12 protein-coding genes are annotated in these 17968 nt (G+C 40.3%); 3 read left to right on the forward strand and 9 right to left on the reverse strand.

The annotated features are described in order from the left end of the window. Positions 1-12 precede the first annotated feature (12 nt). From NYR53_RS29715 to NYR53_RS29735, 5 genes are all read right to left on the reverse strand, one after another. Positions 13-789 (reverse strand): ABC transporter permease, encoded by a 777-nt coding sequence (locus NYR53_RS29715; protein ID WP_261302650.1) that lies wholly within the window; start codon positions 787-789, stop codon positions 13-15. Between the two features lie 13 nt (positions 790-802). Next, positions 803-1750 (reverse strand): GDP-mannose 4,6-dehydratase, encoded by a 948-nt coding sequence (locus tag NYR53_RS29720; protein ID WP_261302651.1) that lies wholly within the window; start codon positions 1748-1750, stop codon positions 803-805. Positions 1751-1763: 13 nt separating this feature from the next. Further along, on the reverse strand, positions 1764-2735 hold the full coding sequence (gene gmd, locus NYR53_RS29725; RefSeq protein ID WP_261302652.1) for a GDP-mannose 4,6-dehydratase: 972 nt from the start codon (positions 2733-2735) through the stop codon (positions 1764-1766). Between the two features lie 21 nt (positions 2736-2756). Then, positions 2757-3833, reverse strand: coding sequence for a mannose-1-phosphate guanylyltransferase (locus tag NYR53_RS29730; protein ID WP_261302653.1), 1077 nt, complete (start codon positions 3831-3833; stop codon positions 2757-2759). A 61-nt stretch (positions 3834-3894) separates the two neighbouring features. Further along, a complete protein-coding gene (locus NYR53_RS29735) occupies positions 3895-5091 on the reverse strand; it encodes a glycosyltransferase (protein ID WP_261302654.1) in 1197 nt (398 codons plus the stop codon). A gap of 302 nt (positions 5092-5393) precedes the next feature. Here NYR53_RS29735 and cysC point away from each other — a divergent pair, with 302 nt between their 5' ends. Together cysC and NYR53_RS29745 are read left to right on the forward strand one after the other, a co-directional pair. After that, positions 5394-5996: an adenylyl-sulfate kinase gene (cysC, locus tag NYR53_RS29740; RefSeq protein ID WP_261302655.1), complete on the forward strand. Its 603-nt coding sequence runs from the start codon at positions 5394-5396 to the stop codon at positions 5994-5996. A 104-nt stretch (positions 5997-6100) separates the two neighbouring features. Further along, complete coding sequence (locus NYR53_RS29745; RefSeq protein ID WP_261302656.1) at positions 6101-8620, forward strand: O-antigen ligase family protein; 2520 nt, start codon at positions 6101-6103, stop codon at positions 8618-8620. Positions 8621-8674: 54 nt separating this feature from the next. Here NYR53_RS29745 and NYR53_RS29750 read toward each other — a convergent pair whose 3' ends face one another. Beyond that, the gene (locus NYR53_RS29750; protein WP_367618592.1) at positions 8675-9433 is read right to left on the reverse strand and encodes a C1 family peptidase; all 759 of its coding nucleotides are present in this window, start codon (positions 9431-9433) and stop codon (positions 8675-8677) included. Positions 9434-9614: 181 nt separating this feature from the next. After that, positions 9615-9932, reverse strand: a complete 318-nt coding sequence (locus tag NYR53_RS29755; protein WP_261302657.1) for a hypothetical protein — start codon at positions 9930-9932, stop codon at positions 9615-9617. Between the two features lie 272 nt (positions 9933-10204). On the opposite strand from NYR53_RS29755, the gene NYR53_RS29760 reads away from it, so the two are divergent. Then, complete coding sequence (locus NYR53_RS29760; RefSeq protein WP_261302658.1) at positions 10205-14443, forward strand: GGDEF domain-containing protein; 4239 nt, start codon at positions 10205-10207, stop codon at positions 14441-14443. Positions 14444-14529: 86 nt separating this feature from the next. Here NYR53_RS29760 and NYR53_RS29765 read toward each other — a convergent pair whose 3' ends face one another. Together NYR53_RS29765 and NYR53_RS29770 are read right to left on the reverse strand one after the other, a co-directional pair. After that, positions 14530-16278: a hypothetical protein gene (locus NYR53_RS29765; protein WP_261302659.1), complete on the reverse strand. Its 1749-nt coding sequence runs from the start codon at positions 16276-16278 to the stop codon at positions 14530-14532. 56 nt (positions 16279-16334) lie between these two features. Then, positions 16335-17960, reverse strand: coding sequence for a DHA2 family efflux MFS transporter permease subunit (locus NYR53_RS29770; RefSeq protein WP_261302660.1), 1626 nt, complete (start codon positions 17958-17960; stop codon positions 16335-16337). Between the last annotated feature and the right edge of the window lie 8 nt (positions 17961-17968).

Below are 17968 nucleotides of genomic sequence, written 5' to 3' on the forward strand. Positions count from 1 at the left end.
CAATCTCACCCTCTAAATTTCTTCAATAAACTTCTCTTTCATTTTCATAAAATATCGCTGTGAAAGCACTAGTAATAAAATAGAGACTAATCCTATAATGAATAACGAAATTAAGTTCGGAGATTCGTTGTAATAAAAAACTTGTCGATATGAAGTAACTAAAATAGCCATCGGATTCCAATTAAACAGCCACACATATTTTTTAGGAATCATGGAAATGGGATAAAGTACTGGAGTTAAATAAAGAAGCGCACTTAGAAAAATATTCAACATATGTTCAATGTCCCTAAAAAAAACTGTAAGTGCAGAAACAAAGAATGATATAGCTAGTGTAAAAATGAACTGAATAATTATTATTACTGGGAGCCATATATAATTAATATTGGGATAATAGCCATAAATTATTAGTGCTGGCAATAAAACAATAAGTCCTAATAAGTAATTCACTAATCCACCTGTTACAACTGAGATAGGCAGAATCTCATGTGGAAAATATATTTTTTTAATTAGATTTCCTGAGTTAATTATTACTGACGAACTGCTTTGAATACTTGACTGAAAGAAATTCCAAGAAAGTAAGGTACAAAATAAAAATATAGGATAATTATCAACGGGCATTTTCACAATAATAGAAAATAACGTTGAATAAACAATTAGCATAAGGAGCGGGTTTAGAAGAGTCCATAAAAAACCAAAGAAGGACCCTTTGTACCTTGTTCTGAGGTCCTTCGAAACATTGTTTTTTAAAAATTCTCTATACTTGTAAATTTCTTTCCATTCATGTAACATTCGTTGAACCACCTTATTGTTTACGTATGTAATCTAAAACGTCGGATAAAGTAGTATCTAATGAAAACTCTTGTTTCCATCCCGTTAACTCTTTAATCTTTTGGTTATTACCAATATATAAAGGAATATCAATTGGTCTTAGTTTACTTGGATCTATAACTACTTCAATATTCTGATCTGAAAATGATAGCAATTTATGAAGGATACTATTTATAGTTATTGGTAAACCGGAACAAACATTATACACATCACCAAAAGATCTAGATGCTGTCATTAATAACTTATAATATGCTCGCACTATATCTCTTACATCAGTGAAGTCTCTTTGTGCTTCGAGGTTGCCAACCCTAATTATCTTATCACCTGATTCTTTTTCCAGTTTAACTATCTGGGAAGAAAAATCAGTTACAACAAATCCTTGTTTTTGGCCAGGACCAATATGATTAAAGGGCCTTGCATGAACAACCTTCAAGCCGTAAGCATCAAAATATTGCTTTGCAAAATAAGAGATTGTCGCTTTTGAAATACCATATGGATTCGTGGGTTTTAAGCTAACATTTTCATCAATAGGTAGAGTCATGTCATTGACTCTACCATATTCTTCAGATGAACCTACAGTTAAAATTCTCACTTTGTCAAAAATGCTGCTTTTTCTTGCTGCCTCAAGTAAATTTAATGTTAAATTGACATTAGTATTTATTGTAGCTACTTTAAAATCCCATGATTCCTTCACCTTGCTTTGACCGGCAAGGTGATAGATGTGATCGGGCTGTATTTCATTTAAGAGCTTGATTATACTTAGTTCGCTCGTTAAGTCATTCATGTAAATGTTTAGATTTGAAACATCATCTGTTCCATTAATCTGGCTTGTAGTACCGAAAACTTCAATTCCTTGTGATTGAAGGTACTTAGCTAAATGATTCCCCACAAATCCATTTACACCTGTGATTAAAGCTCTCACTCAAATCCACCCTCTATCTCAAACTTTTTTGGATTTTTTCAAGATCGCTCTCAACCATCATAGAAATTAATTGTTTAAAACCTACTTCTAGTTCCCAGCCTAATTTATCTTTTGCTTTCGAATGATCCCCTAGCAATAAATCAACCTCGGCAGGACGAACAAATTTTTGATCAATTACAACATGATCTTGCCAATTCAAACCTACATGTCCAAAAGCAATATCCACCAATTCCTCAACTGTATGGGTCTCACCTGTGGAAATAACATAATCATCAGGAGCTTCTTGTTGAAGCATAAGGTGCATAGCTTTTACATAGTCACCTGCGAATCCCCAATCTCTTTGGGCATCTAAGTTCCCCATACGGAGTTCCTTCTGTAACCCAAGCTTAATGCGAGCAGCTGCATCTGTTACTTTACGTGTTACAAATTCAACTCCACGTCTTGGAGACTCGTGGTTAAATAAAATGCCTGAGCAAGCATACATATCAAAGCTTTCACGATAATTAACTGTAATCCAATGACCATATACTTTAGCAACTCCATATGGGCTGCGTGGGTAGAATGGTGTAGTTTCTTTTTGAGGAGTTTCCACTACTTTACCGAACATCTCGCTGCTTGATGCTTGATAAAACCGAGCCTCAGGCTTAACAATTCTAACAGCTTCAAGAATATTTGTAACACCAATTCCAGTTGACTGACCGGTTAGAACAGGCTGAATCCATGAAGTCCCCACAAAGGATTGCGCCGCGAGGTTGTAAACTTCATCTGGATTAGATATTCGAACAGCGTTAATCAATGAACTCAAATCAAGTAAATCACCATCAATAAACTCAATATCGTTCTTAATGTGTTCGATATTTTCCATAATTGGTACGCTAGTCCTGCGTCTCAGGCCAAATACTTTATAACCTTTCTCTAACAAAAGCTCGGCTAAGTAGGATCCATCTTGTCCAGTAATCCCTGTAATTAGTGCATGTTTAGTCATTTAATTCAAATCCTCCTGTTATTATAAATACTTCTCTAATTTTTGGTTTCTAAGTTCTTTCAGTAATGTTTTCACTTCTTGTGCCTTATCTTTAGAACAAATCAATGTAACATCTTCAGTGTCCACAATAATCAAATCTTGGATCCCTAAAGTTGCAATTAATTTCCCATTACTTTCAATAATACAATCTTTAGTATCTAGATTAAGAATGTTCCCTTTGATAACATTGCCGTTATCATCTTTAGTGTTAATTCTCTCTAAAGCTGTCCAGCTTCCGACATCATCCCATCCAAAGATACAAGGTATAACGTATATGTTATCCACCTTTTCCATAATGCCATAATCAATTGATTGATCTGGCATTAATGGGAACATCTTTCTGATGGATTCATTACGATCTTTTGTTAAGAAAGATAATTTCATATCTTCAAGAAGTTGGTGCATTTCAGGCATTAGTTCCTTAATGTATGTTCGAATTACTTTATTCCTCCATACAAAAATACCGCTATTCCAAAAGTAATTCCCTTGTTCTATGTAGGATTGAGCCGTAATAACATTCGGCTTCTCTACGAATTTACTAACCTTATGAACCTCTAGACTATTTAATTCCCTTACTACTTTAGTGCTTTCAATATATCCATAACCAGTCTCTGGATATGATGGTTCAATACCTAATGTCACTAAATTATTCCCCTCTGAGGAGACTTCAATAGCTGTTTTTAAAATATGCACAAAACCATCTTCATTTTCAATGATATGATCAGAAGGTAGTACGATCATCGTACTGTCAGGAAATTTTTCTTCGATGATAATCGATGCTAATCCTACACATGGAGCCGTGTTTCGTCCTACAGGCTCGATAATAATATTGTCCAAAGGTAAATCAGGAACCTGAATATGAATAAGTTCTGCATACAATTCATTTGTTACAATAAAAATTTGTGAAATATCAATTAACTTTTTTAATCTGTCAATTGTGTGTTGAATCATCGATTTACTTCCTGAAATATTAAGGAATTGCTTCGGTAGATTTGTTCTACTCTTTGGCCAGAATCTCTCTCCCTTACCCCCAGCCATAATAACCGCTGTAACTGTCAAAATAGAACCTCCAATTGCTAAACCCATAACAAACATTCTGTTAGCGTTCGTTTTATTTTATCTACTGTAATTTCAAGTATTCCAACCTTTTTTTAATCATTTCACCAATTACAGTAGGTGAGAAATTCTCCTTGATACATTTTTCCCCTTGTGAAGATATCGTCATGTAATAATCACTATCAGTAACTAATAATTTCATATAGTGACTAGCATGTTCAATGTCAGGTTCTGCCCAATGCTGATATGCTTTATAGGGACCGTTATCAGTACCAACACTTACCAAGTTATAATTAACTAAACATGAGTTAGTATTAGTCATAAAATCCGTATTTGATGACCAGTTTGTGCCAATAGAAGGTTTTCCTAGATACATTGCTTCTGCTAAACCAAGTCCAAAGCCTTCGCTACGGTGGAGAGAAATATAACTATCAGTTATATTAATTAACTCGTTTGTAGCATCTCTGCTTAAAGTTTCTTTAATAATATAGATATTCTTATAATCATCAATCATATCGTAAACCGACTGTAACTCATGCAAGTTGCTATTTGCATTATTAATTTTCACAACTAGCCCTACATTCATATTGTCTGGCTGAAAAGCTAATTTAAATGCATCTATCGAAGCTTTTGGGTTTTTTCGAGCTTGATAACTTTTCACATCATACATAGTTAGAAATAAAAATGTTTGCTCCGGAAGAGAGAAGTCTATACGTGTACTTTTTTTAGTTAATTTGACTTCTATGCCGTGTGGTATTTTCACAACTGGTACTGGGCTTTTCAAAGCAATTGAATTTGCTACAAAATCTGAAGGAACCCATACTTCATTCACAAAGTTAAAGCCCTCAAGCCACTCATCTGGGAAGTCGGGTAACTCCCAGTGCCAATAACCAATGTTATACCTATCCTTAAAGATCTTACTTCCGTAATGGGCATAGACTTCCATCATTTGCTCTGCATTAATATGAAATATATTGACATTGTAAATTGGTTCTTTAATTTCTTTATGAGCCCATGATTGGTCAGTCATTCTCGAACTATTTGTACCCACGAAGTTTATAATTCCAAATGGGTAATTAACAGCATTTAAACTTCTAGCAGCAAGTCGACAAGATTCACCTATACCCATTTCTGCACGTGCATATCCTAATAAATTAATTCCTTTTGTATGTTCACTAGAATTAATACTAATATTCTTCTGAGTATTAAATTCTAAAGGGAAGGCTAATTTAAGTAGCTTTTTTTTCACTTTAGCTCCCACTGAACCTGGTAAAATAGGCTTTATTACTACCTTACATGCTACTGCAAGTCTGTATAATATCCGGAAAAGTAACTTGATACCTATGCACCACCGTTAAGCTTAATTTGTATATATGTTCAAAGTTAAAAAAAATGACGAAATATGTCCAAGGCAATTCTATCAAAATTACCTTTTGATTACTACCTGTAGCCTAAAATTTCTAACCTTTGGAAATGCCATTAAACCTCAGTATAGTGCTAGCAATTACTCATGTATGTTATAGTACAAAATATCGCTTTAGAAAAATTGATTGGAGAAGACTTATGAATGATACTACGTCTCAACTGTTTTGGCACCAACCAAAGGTAAGCATAGACAACAGAAGAAGTCTTAATCAGCACAAAAGCTGTGTCATATGGCTAACAGGTCTTTCAGCATCTGGTAAATCAACGTTAGCCAATGAATTAGACAAACATTTACATAGCCAAAGTATCCATTCTTATGTGCTTGATGGTGATAATGTCAGACATGGCTTAAATAAAGATCTTGGTTTTAGTCCTGAAGATCGAAAAGAAAACATTCGCCGTATTGGAGAAGTTGCGAAATTATTCGTAGATGCTGGCCTCATCACCATTACAGCCTTTATCTCTCCATATCTGGAGGATCGAAATATGGTGCGATCTATGTTTCCTCAAGATGAATTCGTAGAAGTCTACGTGAAATGCTCAGTTGAAGAATGTGAGCGACGAGATCCAAAAGGGCTATATAGAATGGCTCGAACTAATCAAATAAAAGAATTTACTGGTGTTTCCGCTCCTTATGAGGTATCCGAAAACCCAGAGTTAATAATTGAGACAGATAAACAGACTATTGAAGCTTCTGTTCTTCAACTTGTTGATTATTTAAAAACCAATGAATATTTGTAGATATGAAGAACCTCTTGAATAAAGAGGTTCTTTTCTATTTGGAAACCCTCTTCCAGTATGCTAAAATAAAGTCGAACTTTAGCGAAGAAGGAGACTGTTTTGTCATGAGTGCAAGTAAGAATGCCTACGCGGCTTCGCGTGCAAAAGCGAATGGAACGATAACGACAGAGAAGAGCTCTGTTATTTTTTGGTTTTTAGTAGTGTTTACGGGCTTATTTATGTTCTGGGCGCCGTTTCAACGGGCGTTGTTCAATGGTGGCACTTACGATTTTGAGAGAACAATTTACTCGGCTTCCGTATGGTCCTCCCTCATATTGCTGCTAATTGCAATCCTTGCTTTCTTTGTATTTAAACTTAAAGAACAGAAAGATGTTTTGACCATTCTTGTCTTACTGATGCCGCTGACATACGTGATTTCGTTATCAAATTCAGCTTCTCATTATCTGGCAACGAATATGGTTTACATCCAGATGCTGTATGCAACCTTCTTCATTTTAGGTGTATTTTTGACAAAAAACAAGCTTGGTACGTCGATTCTTGCCAGTTTGTTAATTATTTCCGGCTATTTCATTGTTCTCTTCGGACTATTGTACTGGTTAGGTAACGGAAACTTCGCTGGGCACCTTGTTGGGTGGTTCGCTCTTATGGATGCAGCTAATCCATACTTATACCGCGATGCTATTATGACAGACTCTAACGGTTTACGTTTAACCTCTGTTTTCCAATATGCGAATACGTATGCTGCTTTCTTAATCATGTTATCTCTTAGCTCTTTGTTCTTCATTGTAAAGTCTCGTAAATGGTACGTAGTTCTTCTACATGCAATCATGTTGGTGCCTATCATTGTTTCATTCTGGCTAACTCTCTCCCGCGGCGCGATAGTGGTCATTCCGGTTGTTTTCTTAATTATGCTTTTCTTCTTCTCTATTAGTAGACAGATTCTAGCACTTATTCAATTTGGTTTAGCTTTCGCTACGTCTTTAATTATCTTGGAAAAAGTAACAGATATCGGAATCGGATTACAAAAACAGCCTAGTTCTTCAGAATCCTGGCACGGTTGGTCAATCTTGCTGATTGCTTCTGTAGTTTTCGCTGTCCTGGCAATCGTCATTCAACGCTTTGGAGCTCCTTGGTTAGAGCGAATTACGGCTCGTTTCGATACTAAGAAATTTGCTACCTTCATTCTTCCGATTGCAGCAATTGTTGTTGGGGTAGTAGGAGCCATTCTTATCCTAAGTGACACTGGTTTTAAAAACATTCTTCCAGACAACGTGAAAACACGTATTGAAAACATTAACTTCCAACAACACAGCGTTCTGGAGCGCGGAACTTTTTACAAAGATGCTGTGAAACTCTGGTCGGATTATCCGATAATTGGAGCAGGCGGCGGTGCATGGGCTTCTTTATATGAGAAGTATCAAAACAACCCTTACACTAGTCGTCAGGCTCATAACTTCGCTCTTCAATATTTGGTTGAGGCCGGAGCGCTCGGTTTCCTTGCCTTTATCGGCTTCGTGATTGCTGTCATGGTGTTCTATATTCGAAGCTACATCAAAAGTTCACAGGAGAAACGTGATCTGCACTTCCTATTCTTCATCGTGACGATTTCTCTCTTGGTCCACAGTATGATTGACTTTGATTTAAGCTACGTGTATTTGGGTGCTATTCTGTTCCTTGCACTAGGTGGGATGCTGAGTAACAGTACATCGGCTTCGATACGATTAAAGTCTGATTCACTTGCGCTTCACAAAATGTTCCCGGCGGTCCTGGCTGTGTTGTCGATCGTAATGTTCTATATCTCAGCTCAGCTAGTCTCAGCGAATAGTTCTTATAAACAAACACTTGAAGTTGTCAAAAAAAGTCAAGATTACAACCAAGTCGTCGCTCCTCTGGACAAAGCGATTTCTTTGCACCCTGCTCATCCAGACTATTTATTAACAGGACAAGTCAGCAGAATCGGTATTCTGCTTCAAGTTTACAATCAGATGCAGAAAGAAGACCCGAAGAAAGCAGAAACTTTTTTCAATCAAGCACAAGATCTTCTCAATCAATTGTTGAAAAAGGAGCCGCATAACCGGATGGTCGCCATGCAGCAGCTCAATATGCTTCTGATTAAAGGCAAAACTCAAGATGCGTTAGACTGGTCCACCGCTCAAATTCCTAATTATCCTTGGTATATTGATCTCTATGAAAAAAGCATGTCTTTAAATATCGAACTCGCAAACCAAGACATTCAAAAGAATAATATGCAAGATACTAATAAAAAGCTTGATAATGTACTTGCTACGTACAATGAAGTTCTGGCGCGCATCGATTCCCTGAAGAATCTGCCTAAAGAACAAGCACAAGGACGCGAATTCGCTGTGACACCTAGTATGGCGCTCAATGTAGGTCAAGTTCACTACATGCGTGGTGACTATGCGGGTGCAGCTAATACGATTAAACCGTATGTGACTGATAAATTCGATGATCAGACGAACCGGGTCGTCGCTAGATGGTATTTGGCTGCTTTACAGAAGCAAGGCACGAAGGATCAAGTACTGCTTGACAAACTTATTGCCAAGGATCCTGCTGAGAAGCAAAATATTGATGCAATCATAGCTACGAATTTTCAGTTGAAATAGCAAAAAGGCGCCACAGCGATGTGGTGCCTTTTGCTTTTTCTTTTCCATTTTCCTTTACCGCCCCGTCCACATATCCATCACACTGTCCGGATCCAGAAACATTTTATAAGGAATATAGCAGTATCCATGATCTCCCCAGTCCGCGCCCCAGCTATTGCGCACGATGACATAACCTGACTGGCCTCGATCCACATAACCCACTGCCAGCATGGCATGTCCGCCTAGCACACGTTCACTTTTCTTCTTCGGAACCTGAATTTTGCCAGTTTGGGCTGCTTCAGGGGATTGGAAGCTCTCGTATAACATCATGCCGATAACAACGGGTGATTGCTCAGCCAGTGCTGCCTTAAGGGCATATAGGTCGGTGATCCGATGGTAGTCGCCGATTTTGTAATTAGCTGCATCCCGTTCTGCTTTGGGATCGGGCGTATCTCTGAAATCCACAATGTTATATGGATAATCCTCTTCTGGACAAACGCCAATCTTCTGGAGCACTTTCATCCCATCTCGGATATAGGCCCCTGAATCTTCATCCACATGACCTTCAAGCTTACGTTCGTGCCAATACAAGAAAAGCCGAGAAAGAGCTGTCCACTTCTCCTGACTGCTTACGAGCAAATACTCTCGGAGCCCGCTAGCTATGGCGTTGGCCGTACAGCTTCCGAGTGCGCCTTGATCGACAATGGGGGACATGTTTGAGCGCAAGTCAACTTTCTTGGGCAGCTCACTCGGTGACTTAAACGCTGTACTCATAAAATGATAATCGCGTAAATCACGCTTTTCCCGTTTCAAAGGAAACACACGATTCGACATAACCACACACCCTTTCAATATGATACATAATTATACAATTTATACTAAAATATGTATACGGTCTGTTTCACTAGACTAATAGAAGCCCGGCCCCCCCATGAATCGTACACTTCTACAGTTCTGGTACCAAACAAAACAACCCCCAAAAAGAATCATCAGATTCTTTCCGAGGGTTTCTTATCTATTTCTCACGCAGCATGCCTTGATGCGGATGCGGGTGAGTACCGCAATATTCATCTACCTCAGAACAAGTGTACACATGCTCATAGACAGGAACGCAGTGATGTCTATTCACGATTTGAATAGGATGAATAACTTGAACTCTTTGTGGGTGATAGAAGTCTCTTACAACTCTTTCTGGATCTGTCATGATTGGGTCAGCAGGTGGACATTGAAATAGCTTGCCTGGGCCAGGTTGACTAGGTTGGCTAATTGGGCTGAGTTGGCTAGGTTGGAACGGTTGGCTAAGCGGGCTCATTTGGCTAGGTTTGTATTCCATTGGTGGGTCAACTCCTCTATAGGTTTATGTTAGTATACGTTTATCCCTAGTCCAATGAATGTACCAATGCCTATATATCCAATATTTAGGCGGATTTTATGGGCCAAGCAGGTTAAATGTCCACGCAAGCCCGAAAAAGGCAGGCTAAAAGCACCATGATTTATCTCCCTTTTGGTTCATATATTTGTTACAATTGAACAATGGTATATTCTTGATGGTATCATCCCATCCCCTGCGTCTTGAATTCCCATACCTTAGAAGGAGGAGGGAGTATGATGAATCATACAACTCAAAACACAAATTCCGAATTTCGGCATTTAACATACCCTCATGCTCCTGATTATTCGGAGATGCATCTTCATCATAAGCTTTGGAATTATTACCACGAAAAACAAATCGAGAATCGTTTGCTCTCTTGGGCCAAAGCCGCTAAAGGAGATTATTTCCGTCAGCCTCTGGGTTGGAATCTTGTTGAGGGTAATCTCGTCATTCAGCTTTCTCCACTGCCAGAAGGCTATTTGCCGCTTTCACATATAGCAAAAGCAGCATTAAGTGATGAATCCAAAGGCAAATTGCTAATTTCCGTTTGTAAAGCGCTTTCCATCCTGCATGAAGAGCAGTTTTATATGGGCTTTTTGCTGCCAGAGCAGCTTTTTTTCGATCCGCAAACGTTAGCCATTATCATCGATGTCCAACCATTCCCTTCCGCTATCGAATTTATTAATCATTTATTGGAGGACTTTTCGTTCAAATTATTTCCACGTTATGCACGGCGATTTCTGCTTTCCCGAGCTGCTGATTTTGAAGCTATCCATTTACTGATTCATACAATATATGGCTCCGACTCCGTGCCTAATAACCTGCTGAAATTATCAGAGCGTCTGCGTACAGAGCCAGAAACCATCTTATTCGCTGATGAAATTGCCGATATCATTCGAGCAGCTTTTCAACTGCCTGAGCAGATGCAAGCGCCTAATTACCATAGCAGCCCAAAATGGTTGCACCCTGCCGCCGCGCCAATTACGCAAGAGCATCAAAAGCATTTTCAATATTTTTTAGAGTCAAATGAGAAGCGTTTGTTAGGGCTCGTTTGTGAGGATGAGGCTATTCGATTTGATGTTTATACGCAGCATGTCAATGAGATGTTAGAAAGAGGCTATTTCTTCAAGATTGTCTCCCAAGGACTTCCATACTCCACCTTGCGTGAAGTGGTCTCACGAACCTTACATCTCGCTTATGGCTTATTTCCTGAATCAATTACCATGCTGCGGAATCTTTCTCGTAAATTTGACCAGCTCCTTAAAAAGCACTACGAAGGGGACGATATCCTTTATTTGCTAACAGAGTGGTTGTATCAATTCTTCAATTCCATTATCCCGATGTTCCCTGTTCAAAACATGTTCTATATTTTTGAAAACAGTGAGCACTTTGATGAAGATTCCCAGCTTATCCTCCTCAACTTTTGGCGAGAGCATGGCCATGAGATGACCGGCTTGCATGTTATTTTCAGCGGCAGCCAGATACCTTCACAGTTCACAAGCTTGTCCTTTCAAACGCTTGAAATCCATCATTCGGACCAAGCGATCTATGAACAGCTGTTGACTTCACTATTTGGACGAGCTGATTCCACGTTAATTGCCGAATTGAAAAATTGGTTTTATGAGCACAAGATCAACTTTAGTCACTGCCGCATCATTTTGGAGGAGCTCATTCAATCTGGAAGCATTCATCTCACCAACAAGGGCTGGCACAAAACAGCTGCCTTCCATCTTGATTTTGAAAAGCTCCACTCTCTTCACTTGTTTTCTAAGCGCATCGCCCTTTTAAACAATGAAGAACTAGAGCTACTACGGCTACTATGCTGTTTGCCAATGCCAATAAGCGTGTTTTCCCTGTTTAAGGCTAATGAAGTGGATTTGGGAAACATCCTATCTTCGGCTACAAGGCTAGCAGAGCTTGGGCTTGTTCATGTCAGTCATAACGATAGTTTATTTATCTCAACTGAGATTATCGAATTGGTCTTGCAGGAGCTGCCTTCAGTTCAACTAATGTCTTACTACCAAACTGCACTAATTTACCAGCATCAATTCCGTCCACTTGGTTTACCTCAACTCATTACACTGTCCAGCCAAGCGAGTGAGTATAAAGTTGAATATTATTTGCTATTAAAATATTACAAACAGATTCGTTCCCTTCTCACTTATGGACAAAAGGTTGAATTATTAGAACGCATCAAATATTTATACGAAAAGTTGGAAAGACCTTATCTTAGTTTCCTTGACCGACTGCTAAGTCGAATGTATCTTCTGCTTAACCAATTTGCTCTTTCCGAGCAATTGGCGCTATCCGTATACGAACGAACAAGCAGAATCACCGATCGCTTCGGGTGGATGTATATCCGCATCATGCAAAATGATCTAGATGTCTACAGCCTGCGTGCGGAGCTATTCCCCTTTATTTTCGACGAAAACCAAGCACTAGAGGATCGGGTACGGGCAGCATTTTTGCTGAATACCAGCAATCTCTGTTTTCCGCTGCAAGATGAAGAGATGCGCCAGCTGCACATTTTCTATACTGAGGTCGTTTATCCAAAGAGAAATTTGCTTGCCCTTCGTCATTTTGCAGAAATTACGAATTACTATACGATCAACATGCTGATTCACTTTCCAGAAACCGAGGAATGGGCGCTATCGATTGCAGCGAAGCTGGAACCGCTTCTGGACACATCTCCTCATACGGACCTCATGCTCCGTCTCTACGACCTTTATTCCTATCAAAGCAACAATAAGCTGATCAATACGTATGTATACAGGGGAATTGAAGGTGCCAAACGTTCCGGCTATACGATCAAAGAACAAGTAGGCCATCTGAACGCCATGGAGTTTTCTTTGAATCAAGGAGATATGGCCAGCTATCTCTATCACAAAGAACGCGTGCTGCAGGTTGACGAGCTACGACGTAAGGATCTAGCAGAGAATTATTTAACGAACCAGCTCTTATTCGCACTGGAATGGGAGCAATGGACACTGTTTCAGCAGTTGGAGACAAGCTTGCTCGAGCAGCAAATTACTGAGTCAAGTATGGCTTTATTGTCCATTTTTCAAGGCTATGCCGCCTTTCGACAAAATCAACATATGAAGGTTCCCGTCTCCCTAGAAAATGAGAATAATACTGCTTTCTTAGAGGCACTGTTCCAAACTAGGAAGGGAAATCTGGAGCTAGCCTGCCAGCTCTTCGAGCAATTTATATCGAAAAACAACTCGGGTTTGCATGCAGGTTGGGCCTACCGAGAATTACTCACACTTCTGTTAGAGCTTCGCTCGGAGAAAATGGGAGTATGGTTTGCACATTTTGAAGCTTATTTGAAGCGATATGCCTATGACCTCTTTTGGCCTGATTACTACAGGCTTTCGGCTGAAAGGTCGATGTATGAAGGGGATATCCAACATGCGATGCTTTATTTGAGGCGAGCCTTAAATGGGTATCAGATTATTCAAAAGGACACTTGGCGGCCCTATTTAACGGTATGTATGGAGAAGGTCATTCAACCCAGCTTTACTCCAGCCTCACCCGCCGTAATGCAGGATGAATTTGTCCAAAAAATCATTGCTGATCGTGAGCACTGGCTGCTGCTCTCCTTGGATTTACAAATCATCATCGAGCTCAGTGAACAGGTCACCGAATCTTTGGATCTGATGACAACAATGCAGAGATTGACCAAGGCACTTTTCGACTACTTTCCAGTCATTCAACTCGCTATCACCTACAAACTGCTGCATTATAAACAAAAGGTTTTCGTTACAGCTTCCGGACTAAGAGATCACGATGAATTGATTGCCTACCAAAGCCGAAGTGAAGATAGCTGGGCCCACACTTTCACTCTCTTTCAGCGAGGGGATCAAGCTATTACGCTTCAGGTTTATGTAGATGGCATGACCAAAACAAAGTTGCAGCATATGGAGCATTTCCTTTCTTTCATCAAACCGCATATGTTCAACGTTCTCTTGCATAGAGAGATGGTGATTGATAATTTGACCGGCTTTTATTTACGCGGTTATTTCATGGAAAAGCTGAGGGAAGAATTCGAACTCTCTAGTCGTTATAACCTCGACTTATCCGTGATCATGATCGATGTGGATAATTTCCGCAGAGTCAATGAGTTCGGACACCCGGAAGGGGACCGAGTTTTACGAGAAATCGCAGATATTTTCCGGTTTCTTTTAAGAAAGAGCGACATCGCTGGACGATATGGCGGCGAAGAGCTTATTCTCATTTTGCCTAAAACAGATGGGAAGGAAGCCCTCAAGATTGCCCACCAGCTTCGAGGCGAGATTGAGAGAGAATTTGCCTTCGGGCGTCCTTACCAAATCACCGTCAGCGTTGGCGTATCTTCCATGGAGCTATGTCGTCCAACTTCGATAGAAGAATTGATTGAACAGGCCGATACGGCGGAGATTACTGCGAAGAAGACGGGGAAGAATAGGGTTGTTGCGGCTTGGGGTTTGAATTGAAATCACGCAAAAAGAGACCCTTCACAAGCGAACTTGTGAAGGGTCTCTTTGACGAACTCTAATGCTTTATTGGATAGCCCTTATTATTATTTTAATTCCGCAATCAGACGATCTACTTCACCTGAAGGTGTATTCAACGCCTCATATACTCTGACAATGACATTACTTTGAATTTGGTCTGTCGTCAGATTGCTAAAGGTTAGCGTCTGTTTCCCGTTTACTAAACGATCAGTGCCTGTGAATGGGAATGTCTTGGAACCTAGGATGCTTCCGGAAGGATCCACTAGCTCAAACTTCAACTTAGAAAAGTTGTTGTCAACCAACACTTGCGGATCACGAATTAGGTCCATAAATATCTGCAATTTATATGTATAGTTGATTGCAATTGTCTGTCCTGGGGACGTAATCTGCGCCAAGTAATAATCTTTAATATTGACAGTGTATGGAAATAGAGAAATTTTATGTCTGTCATCTTGCCCTTGTGCTGTTACCTGATAGGAGGCAATCGTTGATTTGAAGGTCGGCGTCGCTTCTCCGCTAGCTTCACCATTGATTACGTTTTGCACTTTCATCGTGAATGTATCGCTAGTTTCAGCTACAGGCAAAACAAAGGCATAGCTAACAACCGTCGAAGTTCCGGGGGCAATAGACTTCGGCACATCACTTTGTCTAGATCCCGTATAGTCAAAACCTGTTGGACTCGATAACATCGTTTGGAATGCTGGAACGGGAATTTCACTAAATCCCTTATTCGTCAATGTAAACTTAGCAAAAGCCAGCTTACTTCCTTGATCTTGGTTATCTGCAATATGAAGCTCCGCCAATGCAACGTCCAGATCCTGATTAATGACTTCGTTCCATTTTTCGAAAGCAATCGGAGTCCCATAGGTATAGCTGCCCACTGCGGTCTTCGTGCTAGGCAATCCTACATTCAGTTTACCAATATGGAAAGCCGAGGTCTTCACGTTACCTGTCGCATCGGATTGTGTAAAGCTTTCCGACGTCAGAACATTAACGCTGTCTAGTACGGTATCCATATCCGCCCGAATAGCAAAATGCACATACTTGCTTTCACCTGCATCAAGTTTCACAGAGTCTGCTTCAACCTGTTTGCCGATATATACTTTTGTTTTCGACTTCCCATCCAATTCCAGCGTTGGCACCGTTTCAGTTTGATCGCTCGGGTTGGATACCAAGAGCTTCACAACATACACAACGCCATCATTACTGTTACTTTTCGTAATATCCACCGTTTTGTATTGCAGCGGTGATTCCAGTGTCGGTATGGTGAAGATTTCCCCCCACTTCTTCATAAGCGATGCGTCTTTAAACTCTCCATGATTGCCATTCCACACCGCTCCGTCTAATGGAGTCGTAAGCAAGGTTGTCTCCTGTTTCGGATATACATCGTAATTGACATCTACAAGCGAGAGATTGCTCAAATTCACTTCTGTTTGTCGGTTAACTACTTTCAAATAAGTCAACTCGACTTCAGAATCGGGCTGCACACCACGTGCATTACTACTGCTTGCACGTAAGCTATAAACAATACCGTCTGTCGTTTTTACTCTAAGCTCATAATCAGGAATACGCAGCGTTTGACTGCTAGTGTTGTTTACTCGAATGACAGCGCCGAGACGAACGCCACTAGCCGTTTTCTCATTATAAACACCCTCCACTGTTACTTGAAGGTTATCGCTTATCAGATGAACCTCAGCTGCATTTGCAGTTGTAGCTGTTACATCTCCTCCATCAGCTAAAGCGGGAAGTCCCGAAATCAGCAACGAGGAAGACAAAACGAGCGTCATCGCTACTTGTTTGAATTGAATTCTCATCGTTTATTTCCTCCTAAGAGTTTTGCTCTAGCAAAACTTTCTTCACAAGCATATATTTACATTTCAATCATGACATGGTGCTGAGCATCAGAATCGGCGCTTTCCTGTGCTACCGCCTGCTGTTTCTTTTTCTGTCGCATGAAAAAGACTAAAATAATGGCAATGAACGCCGGTATTGAAGAAAGCATCAACGTGTCCGCAATGGCTCTTGTCAAAGCTTCTTTTTGCACCAATCCGTATAAAACGCCAACCACACCACCTGCCGCTGAATTCGCATCCGTCCCGAGTTCCAAATAACGATGTACGACGTTCGTTTGAAGATCCGTATACGCTGGCGAATTCGTAGAAATGGACTCGTTGAATCTGGCCCCAAATTGTGTCGCTTGATTATTCATATTACTGGTCAACATCGCAATACCAAGTGATGCCATGACATTACGGATAACATTAGATACCGAGGACGCCCTACCAATCATTTGATTCGGCAAGGTGTTCATTCCCGCGGAAGTCAGCGGCATCATGCATAAACCAATGCCAATACCGCGAATAACGAGCAAACCGCTGATCCAATGTGTAGGCGTTTGTTGAGAAAGTACATGCATCTCTAAGGTCGTGCAGCCAATAATGGTCAAACCTATTATTCCAAGAGGAACTACACCGTATTTGGAAACCAGTTTTCCTGCAACGGGCATCATGAAGGCCATTGCAATCGACTGCGGCATCATGACCAACCCCGTTTGCATAGGCGTCAGCCCCGTTACATTTTGCATAAAAATCGGCATCATATAAACACCGCCCTGCATGGAAATCATAACGAAACTCGAAGCCGCTAAGCTTAGGGTAAAAATAGGGTTCTTGAACAATCGGAAATCCATAATGGGATTATCTTTGCCAAGCTCCACCCATATTAAAAGGATAAAGCTGGAAATCGAAACGAAAAATAAACTAACAATATAGAGGGAAGTCCATCCGTCGGATTGACCGTCCGTTAAGGCAAGAAGCAGAGTGCTGAATACAATCATACATAAAATACTGCCGACAAAATCAAATTTTATCCCAGCTCGTTTGGGTGTCTCCTTCAAAAAAATGAAACCAAGCGTTACAGCTACAATTCCAATCGGCACATTGATGTAAAATAAATAACGCCAGCTAAAGTTATCGACTAGATATCCGCTTAAGGTAGGACCCATGGCTGGCGCCGCCATAGCAGCGATCCCCCAGATTCCCATAGCAACTTGAATTTTGCTGCGGGGCATAATCTGGTAGAGCATTGCCATACCTACAGGCATAATAAAGCCTCCGCCAAGTCCTTGAATAATACGAAATATGATAAGACTGGTGTCGCTCCAAGCGATCCCGCACAAAATCGAGCCGATAACAAAAGCAACTACCGTTGTCAGGAACGTTGTTTTGTAACCAAAACGATCTGATAAGAAACCACCCATGGGTACAACAACCGCTGAAGCGAGCATGTAGCCCGTAACAACCCATTCAATTTGTGTCGACGTAGAGCCAAAGACAGACATTAACTTTGGTATCGCAACATTCATCAAACTGTTATCTAAAATCGCAAGAAATGTACCTAGAATGAGTACTAATAGAGCTAACCATTGGTAACCTGTTATTTTCTCCTCTTGTGGCTTAACCTCGGGGGCAGCCGCTTCCGTCGATACAGATGACATCCTTGCAG

This window comes from Paenibacillus andongensis, from assembly GCF_025369935.1.
Taxonomy (GTDB): domain Bacteria; phylum Bacillota; class Bacilli; order Paenibacillales; family NBRC-103111; genus Paenibacillus_E; species Paenibacillus_E andongensis.